Annotated in this window: 22 protein-coding genes and 1 pseudogene; 14 read left to right on the forward strand and 9 right to left on the reverse strand. The window is 35.8% G+C overall.

Annotated features, from left to right (window positions below; all coding sequences use genetic code 11):
* Window positions 1-637: 637 nt before the first annotated feature.
* Both cas1 and BP861_RS03145 read right to left on the reverse strand, forming a co-directional pair.
* A complete protein-coding gene (gene cas1 / locus BP861_RS03140) occupies window positions 638-1,864 on the reverse strand; it encodes a CRISPR-associated endonuclease Cas1 (RefSeq protein WP_292372616.1) in 1,227 nt (408 codons plus the stop codon).
* A 22-nt stretch (window positions 1,865-1,886) separates the two neighbouring features.
* Window positions 1,887-2,810, reverse strand: a complete 924-nt coding sequence (locus BP861_RS03145; protein WP_292372490.1) for a hypothetical protein — start codon at window positions 2,808-2,810, stop codon at window positions 1,887-1,889.
* 68 nt (window positions 2,811-2,878) lie between these two features.
* Between BP861_RS03145 and BP861_RS03150 the strand changes: the two genes are divergently transcribed.
* The 5 genes from BP861_RS03150 (at window position 2,879) to BP861_RS03170 (ending at window position 9,235) form a co-directional block, all read left to right on the forward strand.
* Entirely contained in the window at window positions 2,879-3,019 is a 141-nt protein-coding gene (locus tag BP861_RS03150) for a hypothetical protein (protein ID WP_292372492.1), read from the forward strand.
* A complete protein-coding gene (locus tag BP861_RS03155; protein WP_292372494.1) occupies window positions 3,016-3,666 on the forward strand; it encodes a hypothetical protein in 651 nt (216 codons plus the stop codon). Before BP861_RS03150 ends, BP861_RS03155 begins: the two co-directional genes overlap by 4 nt.
* A 26-nt stretch (window positions 3,667-3,692) precedes the next feature.
* A complete protein-coding gene (locus BP861_RS03160; protein WP_292372496.1) occupies window positions 3,693-4,064 on the forward strand; it encodes a hypothetical protein in 372 nt (123 codons plus the stop codon).
* Window positions 4,046-6,736, forward strand: coding sequence for a DNA polymerase (locus tag BP861_RS03165; protein WP_292372498.1), 2,691 nt, complete (start codon window positions 4,046-4,048; stop codon window positions 6,734-6,736). The genes BP861_RS03160 and BP861_RS03165 overlap by 19 nt, the downstream gene beginning before the upstream one ends.
* Window positions 6,737-7,363: 627 nt before the next feature.
* The gene (locus tag BP861_RS03170; RefSeq protein ID WP_292372500.1) at window positions 7,364-9,235 is read left to right on the forward strand and encodes a PfkB family carbohydrate kinase; all 1,872 of its coding nucleotides are present in this window, start codon (window positions 7,364-7,366) and stop codon (window positions 9,233-9,235) included.
* A gap of 98 nt (window positions 9,236-9,333) precedes the next feature.
* Here the strand turns inward: BP861_RS03170 and aroF are convergent, their stop codons facing one another.
* On the reverse strand, window positions 9,334-10,323 hold the full coding sequence (gene aroF / locus BP861_RS03175; protein WP_292372502.1) for a 3-deoxy-7-phosphoheptulonate synthase: 990 nt from the start codon (window positions 10,321-10,323) through the stop codon (window positions 9,334-9,336).
* Window positions 10,324-10,577: 254 nt separating this feature from the next.
* Between aroF and BP861_RS03180 the strand changes: the two are divergent.
* The 3 genes and pseudogenes from BP861_RS03180 to BP861_RS03190 all read left to right on the forward strand — a co-directional run bounded on the left by BP861_RS03180 (window position 10,578) and on the right by BP861_RS03190 (window position 14,433).
* Window positions 10,578-11,616: pseudogene (locus BP861_RS03180) on the forward strand (IS630 family transposase).
* Window positions 11,617-12,923: 1,307 nt separating this feature from the next.
* A complete protein-coding gene (locus BP861_RS03185; protein ID WP_292372504.1) occupies window positions 12,924-13,913 on the forward strand; it encodes a hypothetical protein in 990 nt (329 codons plus the stop codon).
* Window positions 13,914-13,965: 52 nt separating this feature from the next.
* Window positions 13,966-14,433, forward strand: coding sequence for a hypothetical protein (locus BP861_RS03190; protein WP_292372506.1), 468 nt, complete (start codon window positions 13,966-13,968; stop codon window positions 14,431-14,433).
* Between the two features lie 149 nt (window positions 14,434-14,582).
* Here BP861_RS03190 and BP861_RS03195 read toward each other — a convergent pair whose 3' ends face one another.
* From BP861_RS03195 to BP861_RS03215, 5 genes are all read right to left on the reverse strand, one after another.
* Window positions 14,583-14,990 (reverse strand): hypothetical protein, encoded by a 408-nt coding sequence (locus tag BP861_RS03195; RefSeq protein WP_292372508.1) that lies wholly within the window; start codon window positions 14,988-14,990, stop codon window positions 14,583-14,585.
* Window positions 14,991-15,236: 246 nt separating this feature from the next.
* Complete coding sequence (locus BP861_RS03200; protein ID WP_349680989.1) at window positions 15,237-15,515, reverse strand: 4-oxalocrotonate tautomerase family protein; 279 nt, start codon at window positions 15,513-15,515, stop codon at window positions 15,237-15,239.
* A gap of 473 nt (window positions 15,516-15,988) precedes the next feature.
* Window positions 15,989-17,335: a radical SAM/SPASM domain-containing protein gene (locus tag BP861_RS03205; protein ID WP_292372510.1), complete on the reverse strand. Its 1,347-nt coding sequence runs from the start codon at window positions 17,333-17,335 to the stop codon at window positions 15,989-15,991.
* A 35-nt stretch (window positions 17,336-17,370) separates the two neighbouring features.
* Window positions 17,371-17,769 carry an NHLP leader peptide family RiPP precursor gene (locus tag BP861_RS03210; RefSeq protein ID WP_292372513.1) on the reverse strand — a complete coding sequence of 133 codons (399 nt, stop codon included), beginning with the start codon at window positions 17,767-17,769 and terminating at the stop codon, window positions 17,371-17,373.
* A gap of 256 nt (window positions 17,770-18,025) precedes the next feature.
* Window positions 18,026-19,024, reverse strand: coding sequence for an NADH:flavin oxidoreductase (locus tag BP861_RS03215; RefSeq protein ID WP_292372514.1), 999 nt, complete (start codon window positions 19,022-19,024; stop codon window positions 18,026-18,028).
* 156 nt (window positions 19,025-19,180) lie between these two features.
* On the opposite strand from BP861_RS03215, the gene BP861_RS03220 reads away from it, so the two are divergent.
* Window positions 19,181-19,390 carry a hypothetical protein gene (locus BP861_RS03220; protein WP_292372516.1) on the forward strand — a complete coding sequence of 70 codons (210 nt, stop codon included), beginning with the start codon at window positions 19,181-19,183 and terminating at the stop codon, window positions 19,388-19,390.
* Between the two features lie 253 nt (window positions 19,391-19,643).
* Here BP861_RS03220 and BP861_RS03225 read toward each other — a convergent pair whose 3' ends face one another.
* Window positions 19,644-20,021 carry a response regulator gene (locus tag BP861_RS03225; RefSeq protein WP_292372518.1) on the reverse strand — a complete coding sequence of 126 codons (378 nt, stop codon included), beginning with the start codon at window positions 20,019-20,021 and terminating at the stop codon, window positions 19,644-19,646.
* An 894-nt stretch (window positions 20,022-20,915) separates the two neighbouring features.
* On the opposite strand from BP861_RS03225, the gene BP861_RS03230 reads away from it, so the two are divergent.
* From BP861_RS03230 to thiE, 5 genes are all read left to right on the forward strand, one after another.
* The gene (locus BP861_RS03230; protein WP_292372520.1) at window positions 20,916-22,097 is read left to right on the forward strand and encodes an aminotransferase class V-fold PLP-dependent enzyme; all 1,182 of its coding nucleotides are present in this window, start codon (window positions 20,916-20,918) and stop codon (window positions 22,095-22,097) included.
* 16 nt (window positions 22,098-22,113) lie between these two features.
* Window positions 22,114-22,920 carry a formate dehydrogenase accessory sulfurtransferase FdhD gene (fdhD, locus tag BP861_RS03235; RefSeq protein WP_292372522.1) on the forward strand — a complete coding sequence of 269 codons (807 nt, stop codon included), beginning with the start codon at window positions 22,114-22,116 and terminating at the stop codon, window positions 22,918-22,920.
* A 238-nt stretch (window positions 22,921-23,158) separates the two neighbouring features.
* Complete coding sequence (gene thiM, locus BP861_RS03240) at window positions 23,159-23,944, forward strand: hydroxyethylthiazole kinase (RefSeq protein ID WP_292372524.1); 786 nt, start codon at window positions 23,159-23,161, stop codon at window positions 23,942-23,944.
* 49 nt (window positions 23,945-23,993) lie between these two features.
* Complete coding sequence (locus tag BP861_RS03245) at window positions 23,994-24,155, forward strand: hypothetical protein (RefSeq protein ID WP_292372526.1); 162 nt, start codon at window positions 23,994-23,996, stop codon at window positions 24,153-24,155.
* Window positions 24,106-24,761, forward strand: a 656-nt coding sequence (thiE, locus tag BP861_RS03250; RefSeq protein ID WP_292372528.1) for a thiamine phosphate synthase, incomplete at its 3' end; no start/stop codon positions are given. The genes BP861_RS03245 and thiE, both read left to right, overlap by 50 nt.

The raw sequence follows: 24,761 nt of genomic DNA on the forward strand, positions 1-24,761 counted from the left end.
CTTATTAAAGGTGAAAGACTTATCACTCCTGAGCATTTTGCTTCATGTAATGCAAAGTTCCCCTCGAAAACCCTAACTTTTTTGGTTGTTGTTTAACTTATAGTCATGCATATAATTGCTGCAACAAAAAAAACACTTTGTAACTCATCTAATGTTGCATTATTTAGCCTCTTGACTATAGGTTGTTGTTTAACTCAAACCTACAGGATTATTGTTTTTCTTAATGCTTTATTTCATTTATAAAAAAGTAGTCTTTTTGGTTTTAGGAATTCATGAACAATATTTGTTTAAAAATTTTGGAAAATGATTTTTTTGAGAAAAGCTTTTATGAAGAACTCAGTTTAAAAAAAGTTGCTAAAAAAGTTAAAAAAATAAAAAGGTTTAAAAAAGCTTAAAAAAAGTTTAAAAAGATTTTTTTGAAAAAAACATTTAGCCTTTTTCTTTCTTTAACCTCTTAACATTAAAACTTAACCCCCAAACTTAAAACATGCCCCCCCCCAAATCTTAAAACCTAGCCCTCTAATATTAATAATTAATTTTCTTTAACTCCTTAACCTTAAAACTTAACCCCAAACCTTAAAACGTGACTCCCAAATTTTAAAACACATCCCCCTAACATTAAAACTTAAAACCCTTCTTAAATCTTAACTTGACTCCCAGAAACCAAGTTTTCCCAATCTTTAACTCTCTCTAAAACATGGCTGTTGAGAGTGAAAGGTTTATCACTCTTTGCGTTTTGCTTCATATAATGTAAAGTTCCTTTTGAAAACCCTAGTTTTTTCCAATCAACATAAGAAATGTTAAGAATTTTTTGCCTAAGTTCTTGAGAATCAACTCTAAAAACCCCAAATTCAGGATTAACAAACTCAAGTTTTTTAGATTTTTCTGTTAAATAATGGCTTAACTCCCTAGTTTTTAAGAGTAAAACAGACCACCAGGTTGTTTGTTTATCCCCATAACCCACAGTTTTGTTTAACATATTAGAAAACTCATTAACTATTTTCTTGGCCCCAGGCCCTTTTAACCTTAAATTGTAATTTTCAGTTACAACAAAATCTTTCTTCTCCATTATGTTATTTTCAATCAGGTTGATAACAGCTAAATCAACAAGAAACCTAAAAGGCTCCTGTAAATCATAGGCTAAACTATTTTTGCTCGGGTTCATTTCATGTAAAAACCCTACATGAGGATCTAATCCAACAGTATTTATCGCTCTCAGGCACTCAGCTTCAAGGAGAGCATACCCATAATTGAGCATTGTATTCATCATATCCCCCGAACCCATAGGCCGCCTGTACTGATCTATTCTCGAGCAAAACTCATACTTTTCTGGAATAGCTTTTGAAAATTCGTTCCAGTACTTCCAGGCCAAACCTCCCTCAATCCCCATAAGCTCTTTGATGGTTTTGACCTCTTCTAATTTTTTAAGCTCATCTGAAACATCAAAGTGAATCTCAGGATGCATTAATTTCAGATAATCAACAACCGCCTGGGATTTGTTAAACTTAGCTTCAATAAATTTCTTTGCTATCTCAACTCTTTTTTCCTGGTCTTCAAAAGCATGATATTGAGCAAACTTTGTTTTTACATTGGTACTTTCAGGAGGGAGCATTGTTGTCAAAAGCTTGCCATCCCAGTTAAGAATAGAAATCTGCACATTGTGTTTAATCAGCCATCGGATAGAATCTAAAGTAAGGTTCCCTTTCCTACCATAAATGACAATGCTGTCAATGTCTATCCTCTTTGGGGCAAAGATATATTCTTCAGGCTCCTCATCTGGCGATGACCTGCCCTCTTTAATGTGAAGCTTACCCCCATCAACACGCATATCTATACCATACCCATTTAATAATAGAAGTTTCATTTTATTTTCTCCCCAAGAAGTTTTATGTTCTCTCCTCACGAAGTTTCTCTATTCTCTCATACAGGCTGGTATTTCTCTCTAAAGCCCTCAATTTATTTTTTGGGTCGCATGCGTAATCTTTTATCTGAGAAATAAATTGAGAAGCCTTTTCTTTTCCTTCTTGTCTCAGTTTGATTTGAAGATCGAAAAGTTCAAACAAATGTTCTTCGATCAAAGGAGCAACGTATTCATTGCAGTACTCCGCTACTATATTTGTGGGATCTTCAAGCTTTTCTGCATCCCTTTTGAGTTGGTCAATAACAGTACTATCTTTATAATGTGCAAGCAACCACAAGACATGCCGTCTAAGATTTGGATATTCAAAAGACCCAATATTACACTTATTTAGTAAATTTCTTAAAATTTCAAGCAATTTATCCTTATTTGAAGGCTCAGTATCTCTTCCAAGGATATATTCGCAAAGTGTATCCACTAGACTATTTACGAATTCATTATCTTTTGAATCCAGACGGGAAGCAAGAATATCCAGTTGCTCAGGGTCAAAAAAATACTCGCCGTCGTGCCTTCTGATCTCTTCAAAAGCAAGTTTTTGAGCAACTGGATCATCAGACTTGATATACTCAAATATCTTGTCAAGATCCTCTTTTAGTTTCTTGTATTTTTCAGAAACATAAATTACAACTTTTTTATTTTTTTCTATAATTCCGTATTTTTCATAATCATCGTACCCCAAGCGGGGAAGATCTTCTTTTTTCATTTGAGATAGTTTACGATCAATAGTTTTTTCGCTGTACCCAAGTTCTCCTTTATGAACTTTTAACAGGTAAGTCTTAAGTTGCGGCTTTGATATGTGATGTTCTTTATCCAGTATCTCCTTGACTTCATCCTCAAACGTCACCCCATTTTTGGGTTTTTTATGCCTATTCTTTGTCTTTTTTTGTGTCATATTCATATACAAATGTATACTCAATATTGGTATATATAGTTTGGTTTGCTATTGGTTTTTTGATTAAAATGAAATCCAAAAAAAGAATCTTGGTAACTATATCTCCTTATCTCAAGGAGAAACTTGCACAGAAAGCAAAAGAATTTGGGTGCTCTCAAGCTGAAGTTATGAGAACAGCTTTCATAAGAATGATGGAGGCTGACAAGTGAGCAGGTCACGCTTTTCCAAAAAATACAGAACCTATGGAGAATGGCTCAAAGCCTATCCCAGAGATACCAAGTATGGCAAAGAGATCATCAAGAAACGCAAACTTGACCCTTCAGCAACACTGAGCACTCTCCGTGAAATGAGGATATCAAAGATTTCTCCTGCTCTAAAACCGTTTGACGCACTTTCTGATGAAGAGAAAGATCTGAGAAAGAGAGCTCTCCTCGCATTGAGTTACCTGAGAAAAGGAAAAAACCTTACATTGGCAGCAAAGGAGCAAGGAATCAAAATGAAGGATGCTTTGAGGCATCTTGGAAACGCGGTCTATCAAAAGAAAAAGAATGGAAAATGGATTGCTACAAAAACAGACAGTATAGAAAGAGGTAGATGGTTATATTCTAATGGCGAAAAGGTTAGTGTTGTTGTCAAAAGTTCAAGCGATGCTTCTCTTATCAGCAAATACCTGAATGCTGTAAGGATCGCCCTTAGTACAGGAAAAAAAACGTCACTTGAACAGTTTAAAAACGTCACGATTAAAGGGGTAGATGGAAAGAAGTATCCATTTGAAATCAATCTTGAGAAGTTGTATAAATTGGCTGACCAAATTGAAGAACCTGAGTTTTTACAGATATACGACGACAGAAACTAACCCTACAAATTAATGGAGAATTTTTTATGATAAGTAATGATGACTTACTTGCAAAGTTGAAAGAACAGGCAAAGTTTGCTAATCTAGTAAAAAATGGGATATGTGAATGTTGTGGAGAGATAAACCCTTATGCTCTTAAGGTTTTTGAAAATCATCATATTTCAACTGTTGGGTTTTCATCCGAAACCTGTCTACTTTGCCTTAATTGTCATGCAGTTGAAACACAATTACAGAACGGGATACCACCTAAATTTAGGTCAAAACAGATGGATTTGAAGTATCGCATTCCTTACGTTTTTCTGTCACATTCAGCCCTCAGGAGTAGAATGGCAGAAACAGAATTGCAATTGCTCAATCAGTTCTATACGGAGGCAAACAGATGGAAAGAATGGCTCTAAGGATATTTACACGCAAAAAGGGTTCAGTCATTAAACCAACTATTAGTAGAATATTTGAGAATGTAGATTTCCCTAGAGTTTTTACATTTGATACAGAAACAACAGATGATGAGTATCTTAATTTAAAATTTGGCTCTTTCACGGTACATGAGAATGATATTTTCCTTTATGGAGGTTTATTCTGGGATAATAGACACGTTTCAGAAGAAGAGTATGGAAAATTGAAGAAGTATGCAGAAGAACACAACATACGTTTATTCTCCCTTGAAGAATTTATCAAAATTTTTTATCTGGAAGTCTATGAAAGAAAAACACTCTGTATTGGTTACAATCTCAACTTCGATCTGTCAAGGATTATTCTAGATTATGGTCATGGCAGGTATTCAGGCAAGGATGGATTTTCCTTCAAACTTACTGAAGATACAACCTACCCACGTTTACGTATAAAGCATCTGAATGGGAGATCATACAATGTTGAGTTTACCAGAGCAAAGGGCAAATACAGAAAGGAGAGAACCTTTAAAGGCAATTTCCTAGATTTAAGCAATCTAGCCTGTACTTTAACTGACAACAAATCTCTTACACTTGAAAAAGCCTGTGAGATCTTTGATACTCCAATAAAGAAGAAAGCGGCAGAGAAGCATGGAGTGATAAATCCAAGGTATATTGATTACAATATTACTGATGTAAAGTCCACTTATGAGCTATTTAAAAAATTAAGGCAAGAGTATCAAAGGTATCAGTTGGGCATTCCAATGACGGGCATTTATTCAGCCGCCTCTCTTGGAAAACAGGCACTTAATCAATTCAACATTAAACCTTTTATGCAACAGAATCCTGATTTCCCTCCTGAGATTCTTGGTCATCTTATGAGCGCATACTATGGAGGAAGGTGTGAATGCAGAATCAGGAAAACACCTGTTAAGATTACGGTTTTAGATTTTTTCAGTATGTATCCAACAGTAACACTTCTTCTTGGTCTCTGGGAATTTGTCATAGCAGACAAAATTGAGTACATTGATGATACGGAAAATACACAGAGATTAATCGATGAGTTCACGCTCGAGGATGCACTCAACCGTGATATTTGGAAGCAATTAAACGTCTTGGTTGAAATCGAGCCTGATGGCGATATTCTCCCAGTTAGAGCGAAATATGCAGATGAGGATGGAACATTCAATATCGGAATTAACTGTATAACGTACAGTGAACCGTTGTATTACTTCCTCCCAGATATTTTAGCCTCAAAGCTGCTTACAGGCAAGTCCCCCAAGATCAAGATGGCTATCCGGTTTATTCATAAAGGCATACAGGAAGGGCTAAAAGAATCTGAGGTCTATGGAGTTCATGTAAATCCAAAGGAACACAATCTTATCAAAGTCCTTGTTGAACGCAGGAAGGACATAAAGGACAAAATGAAGAAAGTTCCCAAGGATTCTCATGAGTATGATGCTCTGGATTCACAGCAGAGGGCCTTAAAGATTCTCAATAATTCCACTACATACGGAATCTATATTGAGATGCATCCAAAGGATAAGGAAAAATTGGACGTGTTCAGTAATGTTCAATTCGAGTCTGAAGGCAAATATGAAGATCCTGGTAGATATTTTAATCCTGTTATTGGAGCGATTATTACAGCAGGAGCTAGGTTTTTACTTGCTATTGCAGAGAAGTTTGTGATGGATAAGGGTGAGGTACATGCTTACATGGACACGGATTCAATATTTGTTCCTCCATATCTCGCATATGAATTGAGCCATCTCTTTGATTCTCTAAATCCATATGATTTCAATAAACCGATTCTGGAAATAGAGGATGGAATGGAAGATATCTGGCTTTATGGGATCAGTTCTAAGAGGTATTGTCTGTTCCACAAAGATGGAAATAAAATAACAATTCCTGAGGGTAAGAAGCTGTTCTATAAGCTACATGGATTGGGACATATCACAAATCCATATAGCAGAGAACTGAAGGAAGGAGATAAATGGCATAAGCTGTTTTGGGAAGACATTCTCAAGGTTCATTTCCATCCTGAAGAGTTACCTGATGTATTAGAGAAGTATAAAGACTATGCAGGTGTTTCTAAGCTTGCAGTATCGACAGGAACAATCCTCAAAAAATTCCAGAAAATGAATAAGGGAAAACCGTTTGATAAACAGATTAAACCTTTCAATTTCATGCTTGTAGGTAATGGTGCAAAGGCTAGTGTAGACGGAGAGAAGGTTAAGCCTGTTGCTCCTTTCAACAAAAACCCACAGATCGTAGTTGAGAAAGAATTCATTGATTACAATACAGGGAATACACTTCAGGGAAGGGAATACTGGAAGCCATTAAGTGACATATTTGTTGATTACATAGATCATCCTGAAGCCAAGTTTGAAGGGGATATTGGTGTTTTACAAAGGAAATATCTGAAGCCTAAAGGATGTGTGTATATTGGAAAAGAAGCAAACAAAATCGAGATGCAGGAGCTTGAGAGTAACCATGTTGAGATGTACCCTGATATTGAAAAAATTAGGGAATTTATTCTTAGTTTAACTCCTGCTAAAGCAAGGGAGATTGGGATAAAGTATAGAAAGACATTGAGCGACTTGAAAAAAAGAGTGAAGGAAGGAGATTTTAAACTGGATACGAAGGAGATTCGGAAGATAATGGATTATTTGAGTAATTGACTTCTATTCCCTTTTATAAATCTCATATAACAAACGTTTCTCTGAGATTGTTTTTATTTACCAGCATAACCTACCAGTTCATTAGCCTACCATAAAATATCACGTTCTTTCTAGCCAGAGGCGTGAAGTGTCAGATTTTTCGACAGCTCGCCACTGACCGAAGAATACAAGCTCAAAGCGAAGTAGCTTTGGAATTTGGTAGCAAAGACAGGAACCAGCCCAGGCAAACAGGAGGAAAAGAAAGAGGCAAAAAACCATGGAAAAAAGAGAAATTTAAACAAAAAAGTCTAGAAAAATAAATTAAATAGAGTAAATGTTCCCCTATTCATGAAGTTTTGGGTATAGGCTCTTCCAATATATGGGTTAATTTTCCTCATTCTCTTTTCTTATTAATGAGTATATTTCGGCAGGTTTATTTTTCAATAGTGTAGATATACCCATACCGGCTCCTTGATTCAAAATTATTAATTTAATAATTATGTACATTATTACAAACTTTGAGTTGGCTTATTATCTCAAATTGGAATAATTTGAAAGGCTTTGTTTATAATTCGATTAGTGTTCTATGTTCTGGATTCTCATAGACTTAAGAGTTAGATTCAGCTCAATGAAAATAGAGGGATCTGTATGTTGGAATTATTTTTGCCATATTTTTTTAACGCGTGTGTTAGTGGTTTCATAGGTAACAGAGCTGACGCTACAGCCGTTTCTATTGCACAGAAAATAGCACAGCAATTTGAAGATCGAAAGATAATTAATAATGATGTACAAAAAGCATTGAATCGCTCTTTTCAGTTATCACTTAAAAGTATCTGTAACGACTGTTTGAGCAAAGTAAAGCATGAAATTACCTACAAAAAAAGCAACCCTCAACTATTAGATAATCGTAAGTGGCTAGAGAATAAAAAATTATCAATTGAAAAAGAACTAGAGGAGGTAGAAACGAAAGATTATGAAGAACCAACAACTAAAGTGTTAGAGGAGATAAAGTTCCTTTTAGTTCAGGGAGACTTAGCGACAGAAAAATTCCAAAACTTTAAAGTTAAACTTATCGAAAGAGCAATTGGAAAAGACACTACACCAGAATGTTATAGGAAAAGTGTAGAAAATAGCATTTTAAGATTAATGTGTAATAACTTTGCATATGAGATTAAGAATAATCGGGATATAAGTATTTTATTTATGCAGTTACTGGTCCAATATGGCATTAAAATTGATGCAATATTTGATTCTATTCCTTCTATATGTGAAAAGTTAGACCGCATTTTAGAGTCTTCTCATCCTACAAATAAGCCAAAACCAAAAGACAAGAAATCACTTCTTGTTAAAAGAACTAAACGCTGTTTTAAAATTTTATGTGAAGAGTGTAGGAAAAAAGACAAAAAAATATTAGTTGTTGGTGATGTCATGCTGGATTATAAAGTAAAGGCTGCTGTAGCAAAATATGAAGACGTTCAAAAACATCAAATAACCTCAGAAGGTGGTGAGGTATATATGATTAGTGAAGAATGTAAAGCATTAGGTGGTGCAGCAGATATAGCTATGGCATTTTCTGAGATATCCAAAGTAACTCTGATAGGTGTTATCGGTTCGGATTGTGAAGGGAGAACTTTAAAAAAGTTAGGTTATGATCATAATATTCAGTTTAACTCAATTGAGGCATCTGAGGTAAAGACAACAACAAAGATTTATATTCATCGCATTACGGAAAAAGGTGCTAAAAAAGTTATAAGATTTGATAGTGAAGATATTAAGTTAATGACAAGTTATTGCTACAGTGAAAATGTCCAAAGCAATTTAATTAGTAAGATCAAAAAATATGTTACTGAAATAGATTGTATTGTTATAAAAGATCATCAGAAAGGAATGGTTACAGAAGAGGTTATTAATAAAATAGCAGAAATTGCGGAAAATAACCAAGTTCCCCTATATGTGGATCCAAAATATGCTTGGGAGAAATTTGGAAGCGTGATGATTGAAGCCATCTTACCAAATATTAAAGAAGCAGCCTCTGCATTATACGACATAAATAAAGAAGACGGTAAAATTCTAGATAGGGATATACACTACGAACTTGAAGATATTGAATATATTAAATTAGTTAAAAATTACCCTAATTGTAAGAATTTTGTAATTAAAGCTTCTAAAAAAGGTGCGGTTATAGTATCCCAGAATGCAGAGATTTATCCGAGAGTAATAAATCCCCTTTTGATAAATAAGCGTGATTTTGAGACAGATGTTGGATGTGGCGATGTTTTTGATGCTTTTCTAATAATTGGAATGCTAAATGGACATACCATAGAAGAGTGTGTATTATTTGCTAATTTCGTAGCAGGGTTAAAAACGAAAAAATCTTTAGGAGAACATATATCTCTTCAAAATATTATAAATGAAATGGACCAGAATAAAAATGGAATTAAAAATAATCCCTTTGAACAATACGTTGAAGATAATTCGCTACTGGTGAATGAAATTATAAAGTCTTCAATTGAAGACTAAATTTTGTTAATTAGTTCAAATTTCGACTAGGAGAGATGAAGATTACTGGATTTTGGATTCAAGATCAATCTATATGATAATTATAATATTAGTATTTATTATAGAACTCTTCCAAAAGCTCCTGTAACGGTTTTCAGTTCCTCCATCAAATTGGCAAATTGCTGAAATGTTAAAGATTGTTCTCCATCAGACAAAGCGTGTTCTGGTGATGGATGGACTTCTACCATTACACCATCAGTTCCTGCTGCTATACTTGCTTTAGACATTGGATTTATTAGGGATCTTTTTCCAGTACCATGACTTGGATCTACAATTACTGGCAAATGTGTTAATTCGCTAAGTAAAGGTACAACACTCAAATCAAGCGTATTTCTTAGAGCAGTTTCATATGTACGTATTCCTCTTTCACAGAGTATAACATCTGGATTGCCCTGACTCAAAATATACTCAGCTGATAAAAGCCACTCTTTAACTGTGGCTGACATTCCGCGTTTTAACATTACTGGTTTATCTGATTTACCAACTTCATCCAATAACTGATAGTTTTGCATATTCCTTGCACCAATTTGAAGCACATCAGCATATTCAGCTACAAGTTTAACATCAGTTGGAGTCATAACCTCTGTAACAATCTTTAATCCAGTCTCATCTTTTGCCTCAGCTAAAATCTTTAACCCTTCCTCTTTTAATCCTCTAAATGAATATGGAGATGTCCTTGGTTTGAATGCTCCTCCTCGCAGAAAATCTGCTCCAGCTGATTTCACAAAATGAGCTGTTTCGATTAAACTTTCGCGGCTTTCAACAGCGCATGGACCTGCTATCATTATTATTTTTTTTCCACCTAGTTTAACTCCATCGACATCGACAATAGTTTTTTCATCCTGAAATTCTTTACTCGCAAGCTTATAAGGAGTTTTAATATCCTTCGATTCAACATACTCTGGTATGTCTGTTATATTATTACTACATACAATAATTGTATTATCTTTATAATTAACCAAATAACTTTCAACGTTTTCAGAATCTAATTTCAATTTAAATTCATAAATTTGCTTATAACTGTAGTTTTTATTAAACTTTAATATCATACAAATACTCCACAATTTCAATTGAAATTTAACTATCTTACTTGAATAGTTCCAAATTACTAAACAATCTCATGCAAGGAGAATCAAGTTTAAAGTACAAAACCAACCAAATTCATTACTTCTCTAATTTCTACTTTTCGTTATCTCCACATGCTTATCTCCACATGCTTTATAGTAAATTCTAAATTTCAGGTCGTGCACTATTATAGTTCTTGACGTAAAGTATTACACACATTAACTCCTATTATCCTTTTATGGTGGGGAAGGAACAAATTGCTATTGATCAGAAACTAAGTCTTGATGATCTAAACTCCTTAATCAAACGTGAAAATAACTCTCGAATCTTAAAAAGACTTTATTTTATTAAATTTAGGTATTTAGGAGATTCTGTTGAAGAAGCTGCCACAAAAGTTGGAGTAACTAAGAAATGTTGCTATTATTGGCAGGATTTTTGGAATAAAGGCGGCTATGCCGCCTTGAAACCACATTTTTGTGGAGGAAGAAAGTCTAAACTTACTGATGAACAAATGATAGAATTAAAGAGTTTATTGAAAAAGAGAGATTACTGGACTACCAGAGAAGTTTTAGAGTTAATAAAGGAAGAATATGGGATAGAGTACTCACTGAAAAGGATAGGAATTATATTGAAAAATTTTGGAATACATCACTCAAAGCCATATTCTCTTGACTACAGAAAACCTAAGGATGCAGAAGAAATTTTAAAAAAAGCTAAGTGAAGCAATTCCAAAATATCCTTATCCACATTAGAAGTATGTAATAGGTTTCCTCGATGAATCTTCACCACAAACAAGAGCAAATACACAACGTTTATGGGCATTCAAAAAATCTTTAATGATCAAAAATACGGATTACATAAAGGCAAATGCTTTTGCCTTTTATTCAATCAATGGGAGTAATCTTATTGATTTTAAAGAGAGTTCAAAGGCAGAAAGTATATGTGAGTTTCTTGAAAAAATAGTGGAAGAAAACAAAAAGAAAATCATAGTACTTATACTTGATAATTTTAAAGCACATAAAGCAGATAAAACAAAAATGAAAGCAAAAGAACTGGGAATTAAACTTGTGTTTCTTCCACCTTACTCACCAGATCTTAATCCTGTAGAGTTTATATGGAAAACAATTAAAAGAGAAGTGTCGGTTAGATTCATTCAGTCAAAAGAACATTTGAGAAATATAATCAAAAATGAGTTTAGCAGGATAGAGGGGTCGCTATCATTTGCAAAAAAATGGATAGAAAAATTTTATCCACAAATTAAAAGTGTAATTAATTGAGAGGAGAACTATAGTTAGTTGATGTTATTTCCAAAATATTTTTAATGGCGCATCATACCTTTTTGCAATTAAGAAAGGTTAATAGCGTGTTTGACGCACGAAACATAAGGCGTTTTCTAGCACTGGAAAATTAATCATGAAAATATCAACCGTATAATGATGGACTATCAAATTTCATAATGTTGAAAAAATAACTTCAATCTTTTATCTAGTCTCATCTCTTTTTCAAAGCTACAATAGCTAGAAAATTTGAAGATATTAAAGCAGAGAAAATTTACGAAATCTTTTGCTTTTAAGATAAAACTTAAAAAAATAGACAAAAATTGTTTCAGCCTTATTATTTTTTAAAGAATTTGACTTAAGTTATGAAAACAAATATATAAAAATTAATTTTAAAACTTTAACTATATACATCCCAAAAGTAATTTCGTAATATACAACTGATTACAAGTTTTGAGTATTTATTCAAATAAATGTATAGAATTACCTTGTATTTTTGAGTTAAACAACACTAAGTTAAACAACAACCGAGTTAAACAACAACCAAGTTAAACAACAACCAAGTTAAACAACATCTAGAAAATTAACTGTTGTGCAAAACTCTCACCAATAGTGTAAAAATCTAACTTTTTATTAAACAAATACTATAAGATTAACTGCTCTGCAAAGTAATATTTTAATTTAAAAAAGAATAATTTTGAAAATTAAAATTCTAAAAAACAATACTGTGAGTATTAAGCAGTTACGTACAAGAAATTTTACTTCTTTATTAAATAAATACAATTAAATTAACTATTTATTAAACAAAATATAATTTCAAAAAAACTAAATTTTGAACGTATAAATTTCAAAATGGGTACTGTGAATATTTAACAGTTGCGTATACTTTTTCATTGCTATATATATCCCCGCACTAGATATTTGGGATATAGGTAACTCAAATTTTTTGTACGCTACTGCAAAATATCAACATTAACGTTTTTTTAGAATTTATATATTCAAAAACTAATTTTTTCAAATTATAATATTATTTTTGGAAAGTATTTACTTTTATATTATCTATTTATATAAACTCAAATTTTTTTATACGTAAGTGCGAGGTTTACGCAAAGTCACTAGTTAAAAAGTTATCAAGCTTAATATAATTTGTAGTTTTATAATCTTACTAAATTTCATTTATAGGATTGTAATATCTAGGAAGAAAAGTAGCTATATTCCTAGTAGCTTATATAAAATAAAACAGGTTTAAAATATGACAATCTAAAACAAAAAATAAGTTAATATTTAATGAGATTATTTTACTTTTGATGGAGAGAAGAGAAAGTTATTGCCCACTTTCTGAAAAGTGCTCACATGAGTACATACCTGTAGAGCCTAATTCGTATTTTTTAATTGAGCCTTTTGATGAATTAAAAGAGAAAAGAGAAAACGGTATCTGGCAAGCGCTTAAGACTTATTACAATAAATTTGGTATAGAACCTAAATTAACAATATCTGATCTAAGAAACTCGCATCTAAAAGGTCTTTATTGTAATATTTGTTCTCAAATTAAATCATCAGAATATTGTATTGTTGACGTCAGCGGAGAATTATACAATATAATAAACGAAGCGAAAAAACAAGAAGGAAAAATTTTTTTAAGATCAAACGTAGCTTTTGAGTTAGGTTTAGCTTATGGATTTAACAAACCTACTTTTGTATTATCTAGGAAACTAAATGGCAAACGTGAATTTTTGTCAGATATCAAATTCATACAATACATAAACATCGAAGAAGAAAAATATTATGAAAGTTTCTCTGAGGCACTAAATCAGACTAGGTCTCTTATAAGCATTGATAATTTAGCCCGACATAGCCAAGATAAGGAATTGTGGGCGGAAATATCAAAACAGATTTTACTTTACAAAAAAAGATTCCCAATTATTAAGGAAAAAAATTATTATATAAATGAAATTGTGTGGGATCGGAATACAATAGTAGGAATAATTAGCGATTCAAAAAATATCTCAACTAGTGGTTCTAAAGAACTTTTTAAAGGTATTATATTTGAAATATATGTATCTCAAGGCAACTTCGAAAAAAAAATCGGGGTATTACAAGTAGATTCTACGAACCCAAAGGGATTTGCTCAAGTTTCATTTTATAATTCAAAAGACTGTAACAACACTTATCTAAAAGACATATATATTCATCTTTCTAAGAATCAATCTGAAATATATATTCCTCAAGATGAACATCGACTTGTGCCAATAATCGAAGAACATATTGAGAAATGTATTGAGAACTTTGAGGTTTAACAACTAGAACCAATATTAAGTAGGTAATTTATCAAAAACTGGGGATTTAATTATGGAAACTGACAATGAGAGGATACAACCAATTGAAGGAAAGATTGCTGACGTCTTTATTATTGATAATCAACATTCAATTGTTCTAAATAAAGGATCGGAGGATGGCATTAAAGAAAATATGAGATTTATGATTTATGAAAAAGGTAAACAAATTTTAGATCCTGATTCAAAAGTTTCTTTAGGTTTTTTTGAATATGCAAAAGGAAAAGTAAAAATCACACAGGTTAGTCAAAAGTATTCAATTGCAAAAAGTGATGAACACGAAACTGTTGTTGTCAATCAGCTTGAACTTCCTTTTTTTGGAGCCAAAACTAAAGTAATTACTAAAAAACTACCGATAGATAATACTGATTTTGAATCTAACATAATCCAAGAAAAAAAGGTTCGTATTGGAGATTTTGTTAGACAAATCCTTTCAGAGAATGTGTTAGATTGTGAAGAATCTGAACAGAAAGTTCAGAAATAAACCCTCAATACTAAGAAATATTTTACTGAGTAAGTTCCATTTCTGAAAGCCTAGTATTTGCGGGTCGGCTACTCTAGGACTTTCTAACTTTTTCTTTAATTCTAACGACGGTTTGATATTCTCAGAATAATGAAGCAATATTCAAATACTTAGGAGCTATAATATTTTATTATTTTTTTCATGACTAATGTATTAAAATTTAACTTTCCCTCCCTTGTATTTCCCTTCAAATACTTCAGTTCGCTCCTGTGTTTAATCCCTATTTTTCTGGCTTCTTCAGGGATTAGAGCCAAAATCTTCTGCTTAATGTCTCCCATATCTTGGAAAATCTGTGGCTTTTCTACATCCAAAGGCTGATCTTCAATATTATTTGCTTCCTTCCCAATGTAAATCAAGCCGTCAGCCTGAATATGTTTTCTCTTTAAGACTCCAATATCTCCATCAAATTTGTTTTCTGGATGCTCAATGTACTGTAAAATGGTTCTACTCAAAGGCTTAAAGTACTGGGATCCTTGTTTAATTTCTCCTGTTGCATAATCAATAAATGGTTCATGCACTATACTCTGATAATTCTTCGTGAAAGGAGCTAAAGGTTTAACAACCTTACCGTTTTCCTTAATTGCCTGAGTACCTACAAGGAAGAAGTTAAAAGGCTTAATCTGCTCTTTCCAGGGCTTTCCCTTATTCAGATTCTTGAATTTCTCAATAAATTGGAAGTGGTAACTGTAAGCTGAGAAGAACGGTGAGATCGCTAGCAGACATCAAATCCTGCCAGCTAATCTCCGTTTTTTCCTGGGCGTGGCTTAGGGCTTCTTTGAAGTACCTGCTTGTATGGCCCTTACTTCCTCCAATCCAATTGCCTGTCCACCTACCCCCCAGCTTCCGCTTTTTACTTCCTGGACTACTACCAATGTATAGCTACGGAGATCTTCTCCCATGAACGAGACTATAACGTCTGTCACGTCTTTGATAAGCTTCTTGATTTCTTCCTCGGATAATACGCCTTCAATGAGTTTGATATCAACAAGTGGAATTTCTCTACCCCCATATGTACAGTTTAGACTTTTAGCCCACGTTTTTATTTAATTAGTTATATAATATTCCTTTCTATAAATACACTATTTATAAGTAGAATCAAAAAGTGTTTTTCAAGAGTTATCAGGTCTTAAAAACATATTACATACGTGTTTGGTACTTTTTTCAATAAACAAAGTTTGAATCTAAAACGGAGTCAGCAAATAAGTGCAACCCTAAAAAGAAGTTTGGAGAAGTACTGAGGGCAAGAAAATTCTATAATCAGATAACAGAAATAGAAATTAAATTGATAACGTACAATACAAATAAAATAGTTTTAAAAATAATTTGGATTAAATTTACTTCTTTTTGATCTTATAGCAACTAGTAAATCTAGCTTACTTTTAAATACGGAATACAAAAATATATTACAGGACTAATATATCAGCTATCTGGGATTTTTAGTTCTTACGTGTCTCAGGCGGTTTTTGACTATAATCTTTTTTCGGCCATATCAGCAAGACTTATTGATGTCTGCTCTCTAAGCTTTCAAATCGGAGAACATAATCCGAACGTAATGTTCCAGACCATATTTCCACTCCTTGCATTCGGGTTGGCCCTTATTGAGGGACGTGGCCTGATGGGCACAACCTCCCATACAGATAGGTAGCATCTTACACTCTACACATTCCGAATACTCGAAGGGCTCCCAGGACAACCATTGAATTTCGTGTTTTCCCTTCTCGTTGTCTTGCCGTGTCAGGTCGCCAATTTTTCCGATGCTTGCGGTCTTGTTACCGATTTCTGTCCAGCACTTGTACATGTCACCATCGGGATCAAGTACAAAAGCATTCGTCCGATTGGCATCACAAGCCCGAGCAAATCTTGGGTAAAAGGACTTTCTTCCTGCCTCGAAGCCCATAAGATTCAGGTTTTTGTAAAAAGCCTGGTTTATTCTCGAGAATTCTTCCGTCAATATACAGGAACTCTCATACGACTTACATCCTGCTGTATAAGGTATAACATGGCCCAGGTAAATGAATATCTCACTCAGGTTATTTTCCTTTAATACATTCAGGAGCCTGCTTATGTTATCTATGTTGGATCGGTCAATATTTACGCGAACGTATATCTCAATACCGTTTGCTTTCAGGAGTTTAATTCCTTCAAGAATCCGGTCGAATGTCGGGCCGTTGCTCCCTTTAAGCATTCTGCGACTATCATGCACTTCGCGAGGTCCATCTAGGGTAACGTGGATAAACTTAATTCTGTTTTTCTTAAGGTTTTGAACTATGCCAGAATCCTCTGAAAGCAGGTAGCCGTTAGTGACCATGCCAGCCGAATATTCAACTTTATTTTTGTCCGCGATGTCAATTATTTTTTGCGATAAATCAAAAATTGTCTCTTTTGCCAGGAGTGGCTCTCCACCATACCAGGTTACGAATATATCTTTTCCTGTCTTTACTATTTTTTCGATGTAGTTTAGTAAATCCTGCTTTACATCATCTGGCATGAAAACATTTTGACCCTCATTCCTGCTCTGGTTTTTGTCTAACTGTTCAAAGCAATAGGAACAGGCAAAATTGCAAGCCAGAGTGGGAGCGATAACCAATCTGGCCATAGAGCTATCATACTTATCGCTGTTATAGGTAAATTTGACCATTCTCAGTTCGTCAGCTGAATCATCAACAACGAATCCTCCCTTTCGTAGCTCATCAACAAACTTCCTTTTGTTTTCTGGCAGGAGAGCGTAGTCAAACTGAGAAACGTTCAATAAATCTATGCGGCTCCTTCTCACTTCAACCAGTGCCGTAGTAAGGCTGTTAAAAATTATTACCTTTTCCGGGTCATCGGTTGACCAGACAAAATTATAAATTGATGGTTTCATGTTCGTAATGATTGCCTAGTTTTGTAGCTGGTGCTTTATTTGTAGCTGATTGCCTTGTTTGCAGCTGATTGTCTTTTATTTGTAGCTGATGCTTTATCTGTAGCTGATTGCCTTACTTGTAGCTGATCTCCTATATTGCTGTTACATTCGCAGAATCCACAGCCTCCTACACCATCGCATCCAACACACCCACCATTGATTGCCTTCAGTTTTTGGGGTAGTACCAGGTAAATAACATCAGCAGATTCCTCGACGGCTTTAAGTTTCGCATCTGCCTGAGTCTTCAGGCCCAGTTGTCCGATCGCTTTCTGCGGATCATCCAATAATTCTTGCTTGAATTCCGGGTTCAACTCTGCTTTAGAGATAACATGTTGCTTGGACTCCTTACGGGGCAGCGTGTCTGCCATTTTGATTTCCTTCTTAATTTTTTTCATTATTTTTACCCCCTACATTAAGTAAACATTAAAACTTTTATCAATAATTAATACTGATTGATAGTATAAACATTTAGCTACGAATGTAAACATTAATTATAACACGTTAAAAATAATATTTAAACTCTATTAAATTAATAAAGAAATAACATTAAAAAGTAAGCTTATTAATCCTTCTGACCACTTGACCCTTTATGACTACTTGGTTTTTCATAATCAGCTGCCGGGTGAATTAGTAAAAAATATATAGGGTCAATCAGGATTTACTGAGCTTTCTGTACACCGCATTTCTTGCAGGGCATAATGTATGGTCAGTAAACCAGAAACACCTCTCACATCCAGAGCACATGTTTACAGGCTCGCTGCTTATCACATGATTGGCAAACTCAGGATCAGCTAACATGCCCCTCCCAACAGCGGCAAAATCCACATAATCATTTTCTATTAAGAACCGTACCTGCTCTTCCGTGCGTATTTCGTTGACTGCAATAACGGGAATCTTTACTTCTTTTTTGATCTTACAGCCGCTATAGGTTATAGGACTACATATGAAACCTTCCGGAACCGGATTTGTTGGGGGCTGCATGCCAAATGAAATGTGCAGTAAATCAATACCAGCTTTTTCAAAGGTTTTGGCTGCTTCAATGCCGTCCTTGCTTTCTGGTAAATACTCGCCCATGCGCACGCTGACAATAAAATTTCTACGGGTATTGTTCCGAATCTCCGGTAGAATTTGTGTTAAAACTCTTGCCCTGTTTAGAGCATCGCCGCCGTACTGGTCTGTTCGGCGATTATATGAAGCATCAAGAAACTTGCATAAGGTAAATCCGTGGGCGAAATGATATTCAACGCCGTCAAAATCCATTTCACAGGCACGAATGGCTGCCCGTTTCATGTTCATCTGCATAGAATGAATTTCTTCGGCTGACAACTCGTTAATATCAATATTGCCGCAATGGAGTTGCATCATTATCGTCGCACCATACTCATGGCAGTTGATTGCAATTTGCTTCAAAGCTGCAATATCACCTGCTGACCAACTGCCTGTGGAATCTACAGCCCCAAACACGCTCGTGGCCTGCACAATAATAAGACCTGCACCGCCTTTTGCACGCTTCGTATAGTGTTCAATGTGCTGCTTGCCATAATAAGATCCATTCTCCCCATGAAAGGAAAAAGTAACCATAGGAGGCATTACAATTCGGTTTTTAATGTGATTCCCACGTATCACAAATTCGTCGGTTATCTTAGTCATTTTATTTCCCCGCTAATTTCTTCTCTTATTTACTTGCCAATTTCTTCTCTATTTATTCTCTAATCTCTTCTCCAATTTCATCTCTAATTTCATCTCTAATTTTTTTATATGTATCCTCGCTAACTTCTTTCTTATAGGTTTAGTTTTCGTAGGTTAATGATTCTCTTGAAATTCTTCTATATTGGTTTTTGCCGCGAAAATTCGGATTATGAAAAGGCTTACAATTTTGCTGAATTCCAGATTTATATATCCATCAGTGACGAATGGAGAGGTGAAAGCGAAAAGGCCCCATATGAAAAAGGACTTGTAAACGTATCCGGAATAGTTCCTTCTCATCATATAGTCTGGAAGGGCGAGGCAAATTAGATTAAGAAACTCAATAAAAAAATATTTAAAGCCGAATCTGATTATAAGAGAGGTTGACGCACTTGAAAATCTGAAAAAATCCCTGCTGCTGAATATAATATTGCCCTTTCTTCCTGGATTGGATATAAAACTGTACAGAAGCTGGAAGAGAAGTTCGAGAATTAAAGGATCTGGAAACTTCAAATGTATTGAGATCTCGTTGAGGTCCTGTTTCTGTTGATGAGGTCTTGTTAAGACCCATTATTCAAGAAGGTTAATTAGGTTCGGCAATTTTTCTAATTACGTTCAGCATCCCGGGTTCAAAAGGATTTACTATAAAGCCCATAGATCCTATTTTCAGAGATTCTGTTATCAGAATCTGCTGGCCAAGAGACGAAAACATTGCCATTTTTGCTTCGTGGTCTATTATAAGAAACTTACTCAGCAAGCTTTTCCAATTCATATTCTCTGGCACGTTATCCGGCAACATTATATTCATTAATACGAGATCCGGCTTTACCTCCAGATATATCTCAACGGCTTCTTCCTCATCAGCCACTTCGGCAACCACTTCGTGCCCGTGCTTAAACAGAGTATCCCGAATTGCCATTCGCATAAGTTCGGCATCTTCTACGATCATAACTCGTGCCATTTATTTTTTTCCTTCTTTTTATTTTTATTTAGATATCTCTACTACTCAATACTTTTAACTCATACTTTTTAGTCGAATAATTCGCAGCTTGCCTGAAAATAAGAACTTTCTCATAAATCTACAGAACTCAACTGTATTAATTTTTTCGGTCACTTCCAGTATGAATACATTAAAAATAGCTACACATTCCAGTATTATATTAATTACAAGTAAATTAGTAATAATTGTCAGCTGCATCCTGCATGGCTTCTTCTGTAATCGCCTTGAGATACCTATATGCAAGTTTGTGACTCGGGTGCTTTGGTAAACGGGTAATTGACCCATAAGACCTGTGGACGTTTTAAGAGGTATTCTGCTGCCTTGGGAATTTTCTGAGTGTTTCTGTATCCTAAGCAGGTTTTCAAGTTCCTGAAGTAGCAGGAATGAATTAAAAAGGAGAAATAGTTGTGCCTGTATCCCTAAGAAGCTGCAGCCTTACTTTAAAGACAAATGCTACATTTCCAAACTCCGGAAAGGCTGAAAAAGCATAACATTAATCCCTTCATCTCACTTGAAATTCAAAAGAAACAGATACGGCAGCCAGCTCAGGACTGCGGTTTTGATTTCTGAAGCAAACCGTCAGCTTCATGTCTTGCATCGCGAATTCCATATGGGGAAGAAATCACAGTTGAAAAGCTGCAAAATATAGAAAACGCAGAGAATTTGCTGCACGATCTGGGTTTTTCAAATCTGTGTGTAAGATAATATGGTAAAATTGCAAGAATTGAGTTGATACCTGAAGAATTCGAGAAGGCAGTAAACATGCGAGGTTGAATATTAGAGGTATTGCAGGATTGTAGTTTTTCATACATTACCCTCCTATCTTAAAGGATACAGAAGTATGGATGAAGTGCTATGAAAATTGAAGATTGCATGGCTGACTTTCAAATACCCAGATACCTCCATTATATGGACAGTGCGGCAACCAGCCTTGTTCCTGAACCTGTAATCGCTGCAATGAACGAATATGACCGACAGTACCGTGCCAATGTTGGTCGGGGGATGCACAGGCTTACAAGGGTTGCAACCCAGAGGTATCAGGACGCACATGAGCTAATCAGCAGCTTCATTGGTGGGAAAGAGGGCACGACAGTCTTTACTAAAAATACGACCGAAGCTATCAACATGGTTGCAGCCGGCCTTGATTGGCAGCCCGGAGATCGAATCGTTACAACAATTGTAGAGCATCACTCTAACCTGCTTCCCTGGCTTCGACTGCGCGAGAAAGGCGTTGAGGTGGTCATTGTTCAGCCTGGTGAAAACGGAATTTTTGATATAAAGACATTTGAAGAAGCAATTACTGCTGATACAAAGTTGGTTGCAGTAAACCATGCCTCAAATGTTCTTGGCACCTTGCAGCCTGTCAAGGAGATTGCTAAAATCTGCAAAGCGCAGGGAGCCTATTTTCTGGTTGACGGGGCTCAATCCGTTCCCCATTTTTCAGTGGATTCCAGGGCTTTGGGATGCGATTTTTTATGTTTTTCCGGTCATAAAATGCTCGGGCCTACTGGCACTGGCGTGCTGTGGATGCGAGATGAGGTAATTTCTCCCCTCATACTGGGTGGAGGTACAGTTGAGGACGTCACAACTGAAGGATATACTTTGACTGGCGGTTACCAGCGCTTTGAAGGAGGCACCCCGAATATTTCAGGTGCAATCGGGCTTGCGCAGGCAGTAAAATATCTTGAAAGCCTGGGAATGGATTCCATATTCAGGCACGAACAGAAGCTGACTGAACATCTTCTCACAGGGCTTACCGGAATCGAAAATGTAGTCGTTCATGGGCCACGGAACTCTAAAAACAGAATAGGGGTTGTCTCTTTTACCATAGACAGGATTCACCCCCACGAGATAGCCTATTTGCTTGACGAAAGAGCGGCAGTGCTTGTCCGTTCTGGAGATCACTGCTGTATCCCGTTAATTAAACACCTGGGACTCCAAAACGGCACTGTGAGGGCAAGTCTTTACCTCTATAATACCTTGGAAGAGGTTAACCTGCTTATCGAAACAATTGAAGAAATCTCTCGTATGCTGTAAGGAGTATGATATACGGATGTACATCACGGTCCCCTGTATAAAATATGATAACGGTTTAATGGTCCCATCATCTCACGAAGTCGTAATGGAATTGCCTCTTGCAGTCTTTGTCAACGGCCGCCATGCTCTAACCGCTATGGTAAGCCCGACAATGCTTGAGGAGTTTATAATAGGATTTTTATATACAGAAAGGATTATCCGCAAGCTCGAGGATATCGAATCGCTGCACATAGAAAAAAGTAAAGAAGAAAACAGAGATAAGAAAGAAAAAGTAGACGGTGTCAGCCCTCTCAGTGCCAGTGTCCTGACAAAAGATCCATTTTCAATCATGCTTTCAGGGAAAACTGTCCTTTCAGGGTGTGGAGGCGACACTTCATATGTGGATGCGGATAGTCTTCCGAAAATCCAGTCGGATCTGGTCACTGATGTCTCAACAATAAAGAGTATAATGAAAGAAACGCTCGTCTCAGACCTCCATACCAGGACAGGCGGCATACATATTGTCGGGCTTTTCGGGCCTGAAGGAAAGATCTGTATAATCGAGGATATAGGCAGGCATAACGCCCTTGATAGGGCAATAGGTTATGGACTGAAACATAGTGTGGACTTCTCAAGGACAATCGTAACCTGTTCTGGAAGGCTTTCTTCGGAGATGGTAAGGAAATGTCTTATGGCTAATATTCCTATTATTGCATCCAGAGGTGCAACCACCACGCTTGCTATAAGTATGGGAAAGCAAGCTGGCCTAACTATTATTGGTTTTGTCCGGAGCCAGAAAATGAACATTTACATAGGGGCAGAAAGGATAAGAAATCCGGAGTAAACTTATTCGGAGTTTTAGTGTTTAATTCCGGACTCTTATGCTTAACTCCGGGTTTTTAATGCTTAATTCCAGATCCTTAATGTTTAATTTCAGATCCTTAATGTTTATTTATGAGTTCTAACTATTTGCCAGATAAATATTGCTAACCAATATATTATGACTGATTTTAATCACTCGTCATTTCAAAGCAACATCATTTCAAACCATATCGAATTCAAAACGCCTCTTGAGGAATCTTATGAATAACCCATTAAAAACAATAAGAGAAACAAAACCCCTCATACATCATATAACAAACTGGGTAACTATATACGACTGCGCGAACATGACAAGGGCTTTTGGCGCGCTGCCTGTGATGGCGCATGCTCCTGAGGAATGTGCAGAAATGACAGGGATTTCATCGGCTCTTGTGCTTAACATAGGAACTCTTACATCCGAAATTATTGATTCCATGCTTCTCTCTGCTGCCGCTGCAAATAAAAAGAAAATTCCGGTCGTGCTTGACGCAGTTGGGGTTGGGGCTACGAAATTCAGGGATGAAATGGCTGCAAAAATCCTTGGTTCTGTCCGTGTCAATATTGTAAAAGGCAATTACTCGGAAATTGCAAAACTGGCAGGCGAAAGTGCTGAGACAAAAGGGGTTGAAGCAACTTCAATTAATGCGGATCCTGCGAAAATCGCGAAAGCGTTTGCAAAGTCAAGCTCCTCCATTGTTGTGATGACAGGAAAAGAAGATATTATAAGCGATGGAGAGAGGGTTTTTATTGTCAAGAACGGGCATGAGTTGATGGGGTCGATTGTCGGGACAGGCTGCATGGCTGCATCGGTAATAGGTTCGTTTGCTGCCGTTAATCCGGATTACTGTGAAGCTTCTAGAGAAGCGTTATGCTACTTTGGAATTGCAGGGGAACTTGCAGCTATGAGATCAAGTGGGCCTGGAAGTTTCAAGGTTAACCTTTATGATGAAGTGTTTAACCTCTCAGATGAGAAAGTAAAAAGCATGATTAACTTTGAGAAAATGTGAGTTCAGAATAAAAGGAAAGCGATAAGTTCCGAAGAAAAAGAGAAGAATAGTGAGTTCAGAAGAGGAAAATGATATATTCGGTAAAAAGAACCTTAAGCTCGAAGAATATGGAGTACAAAAAGCGTTTTTAAAAAACGTGTTTACTGGATGGAATAAGCATTATGAACCAGAAAGGCTTCAGCTGGAAAAGTTCCCTTTTAAAAGAAATTGATTTCTACCTCGTAACAGATTCCGGACTTTCGAAGAAAGGGACTTTATCCGATGTCAGAGAGGCAGTAGAGGCAGGCTGCAGAATTGTTCAATACCGGGAAAAGGATAAAAGTACTAAAGAGATGGTCGACGAAGCCTCGGAAATCAAGAGTATATGCAGTAGCAGGGCAATATTTCTTGTAAACGACAGAATTGATGTTGCTTTAGCGGTCGATGCGGATGGGGTTCATATAGGCCAGGACGACATGCCTATTGAAATGGCAAGAAAGCTTCTTGGCGAAGACAAGATAATCGGTCTTAGCGTACGTGATAGGGAGGAAGCAATCCGGGCAGAAAAAGCCGGGGCTGACTATGTGGGTCTTGGTCCCATATTTGATACTGCTACAAAAAAAGACGCAGGAGACGGAATCGGTTTACACGAGATAAGAGACGTTAAAGAGGAAATAAAGATTCCCGTAGTCGCTATTGGTGGGATAAATAAAGAAAACTGTGAGAAGGTAATTCAAAATGGAGCTGACAGCCTGGTCGCAATTTCTGCAGTCGTATGCAGTGACGATGTAAAAACAGAGACTAAATATTTTATTGACCTGATCCAGAGATCAAAAAA

The organism is Methanosarcina sp. UBA411 (genome assembly GCF_002495725.1).
GTDB lineage: Archaea > Halobacteriota > Methanosarcinia > Methanosarcinales > Methanosarcinaceae > Methanosarcina.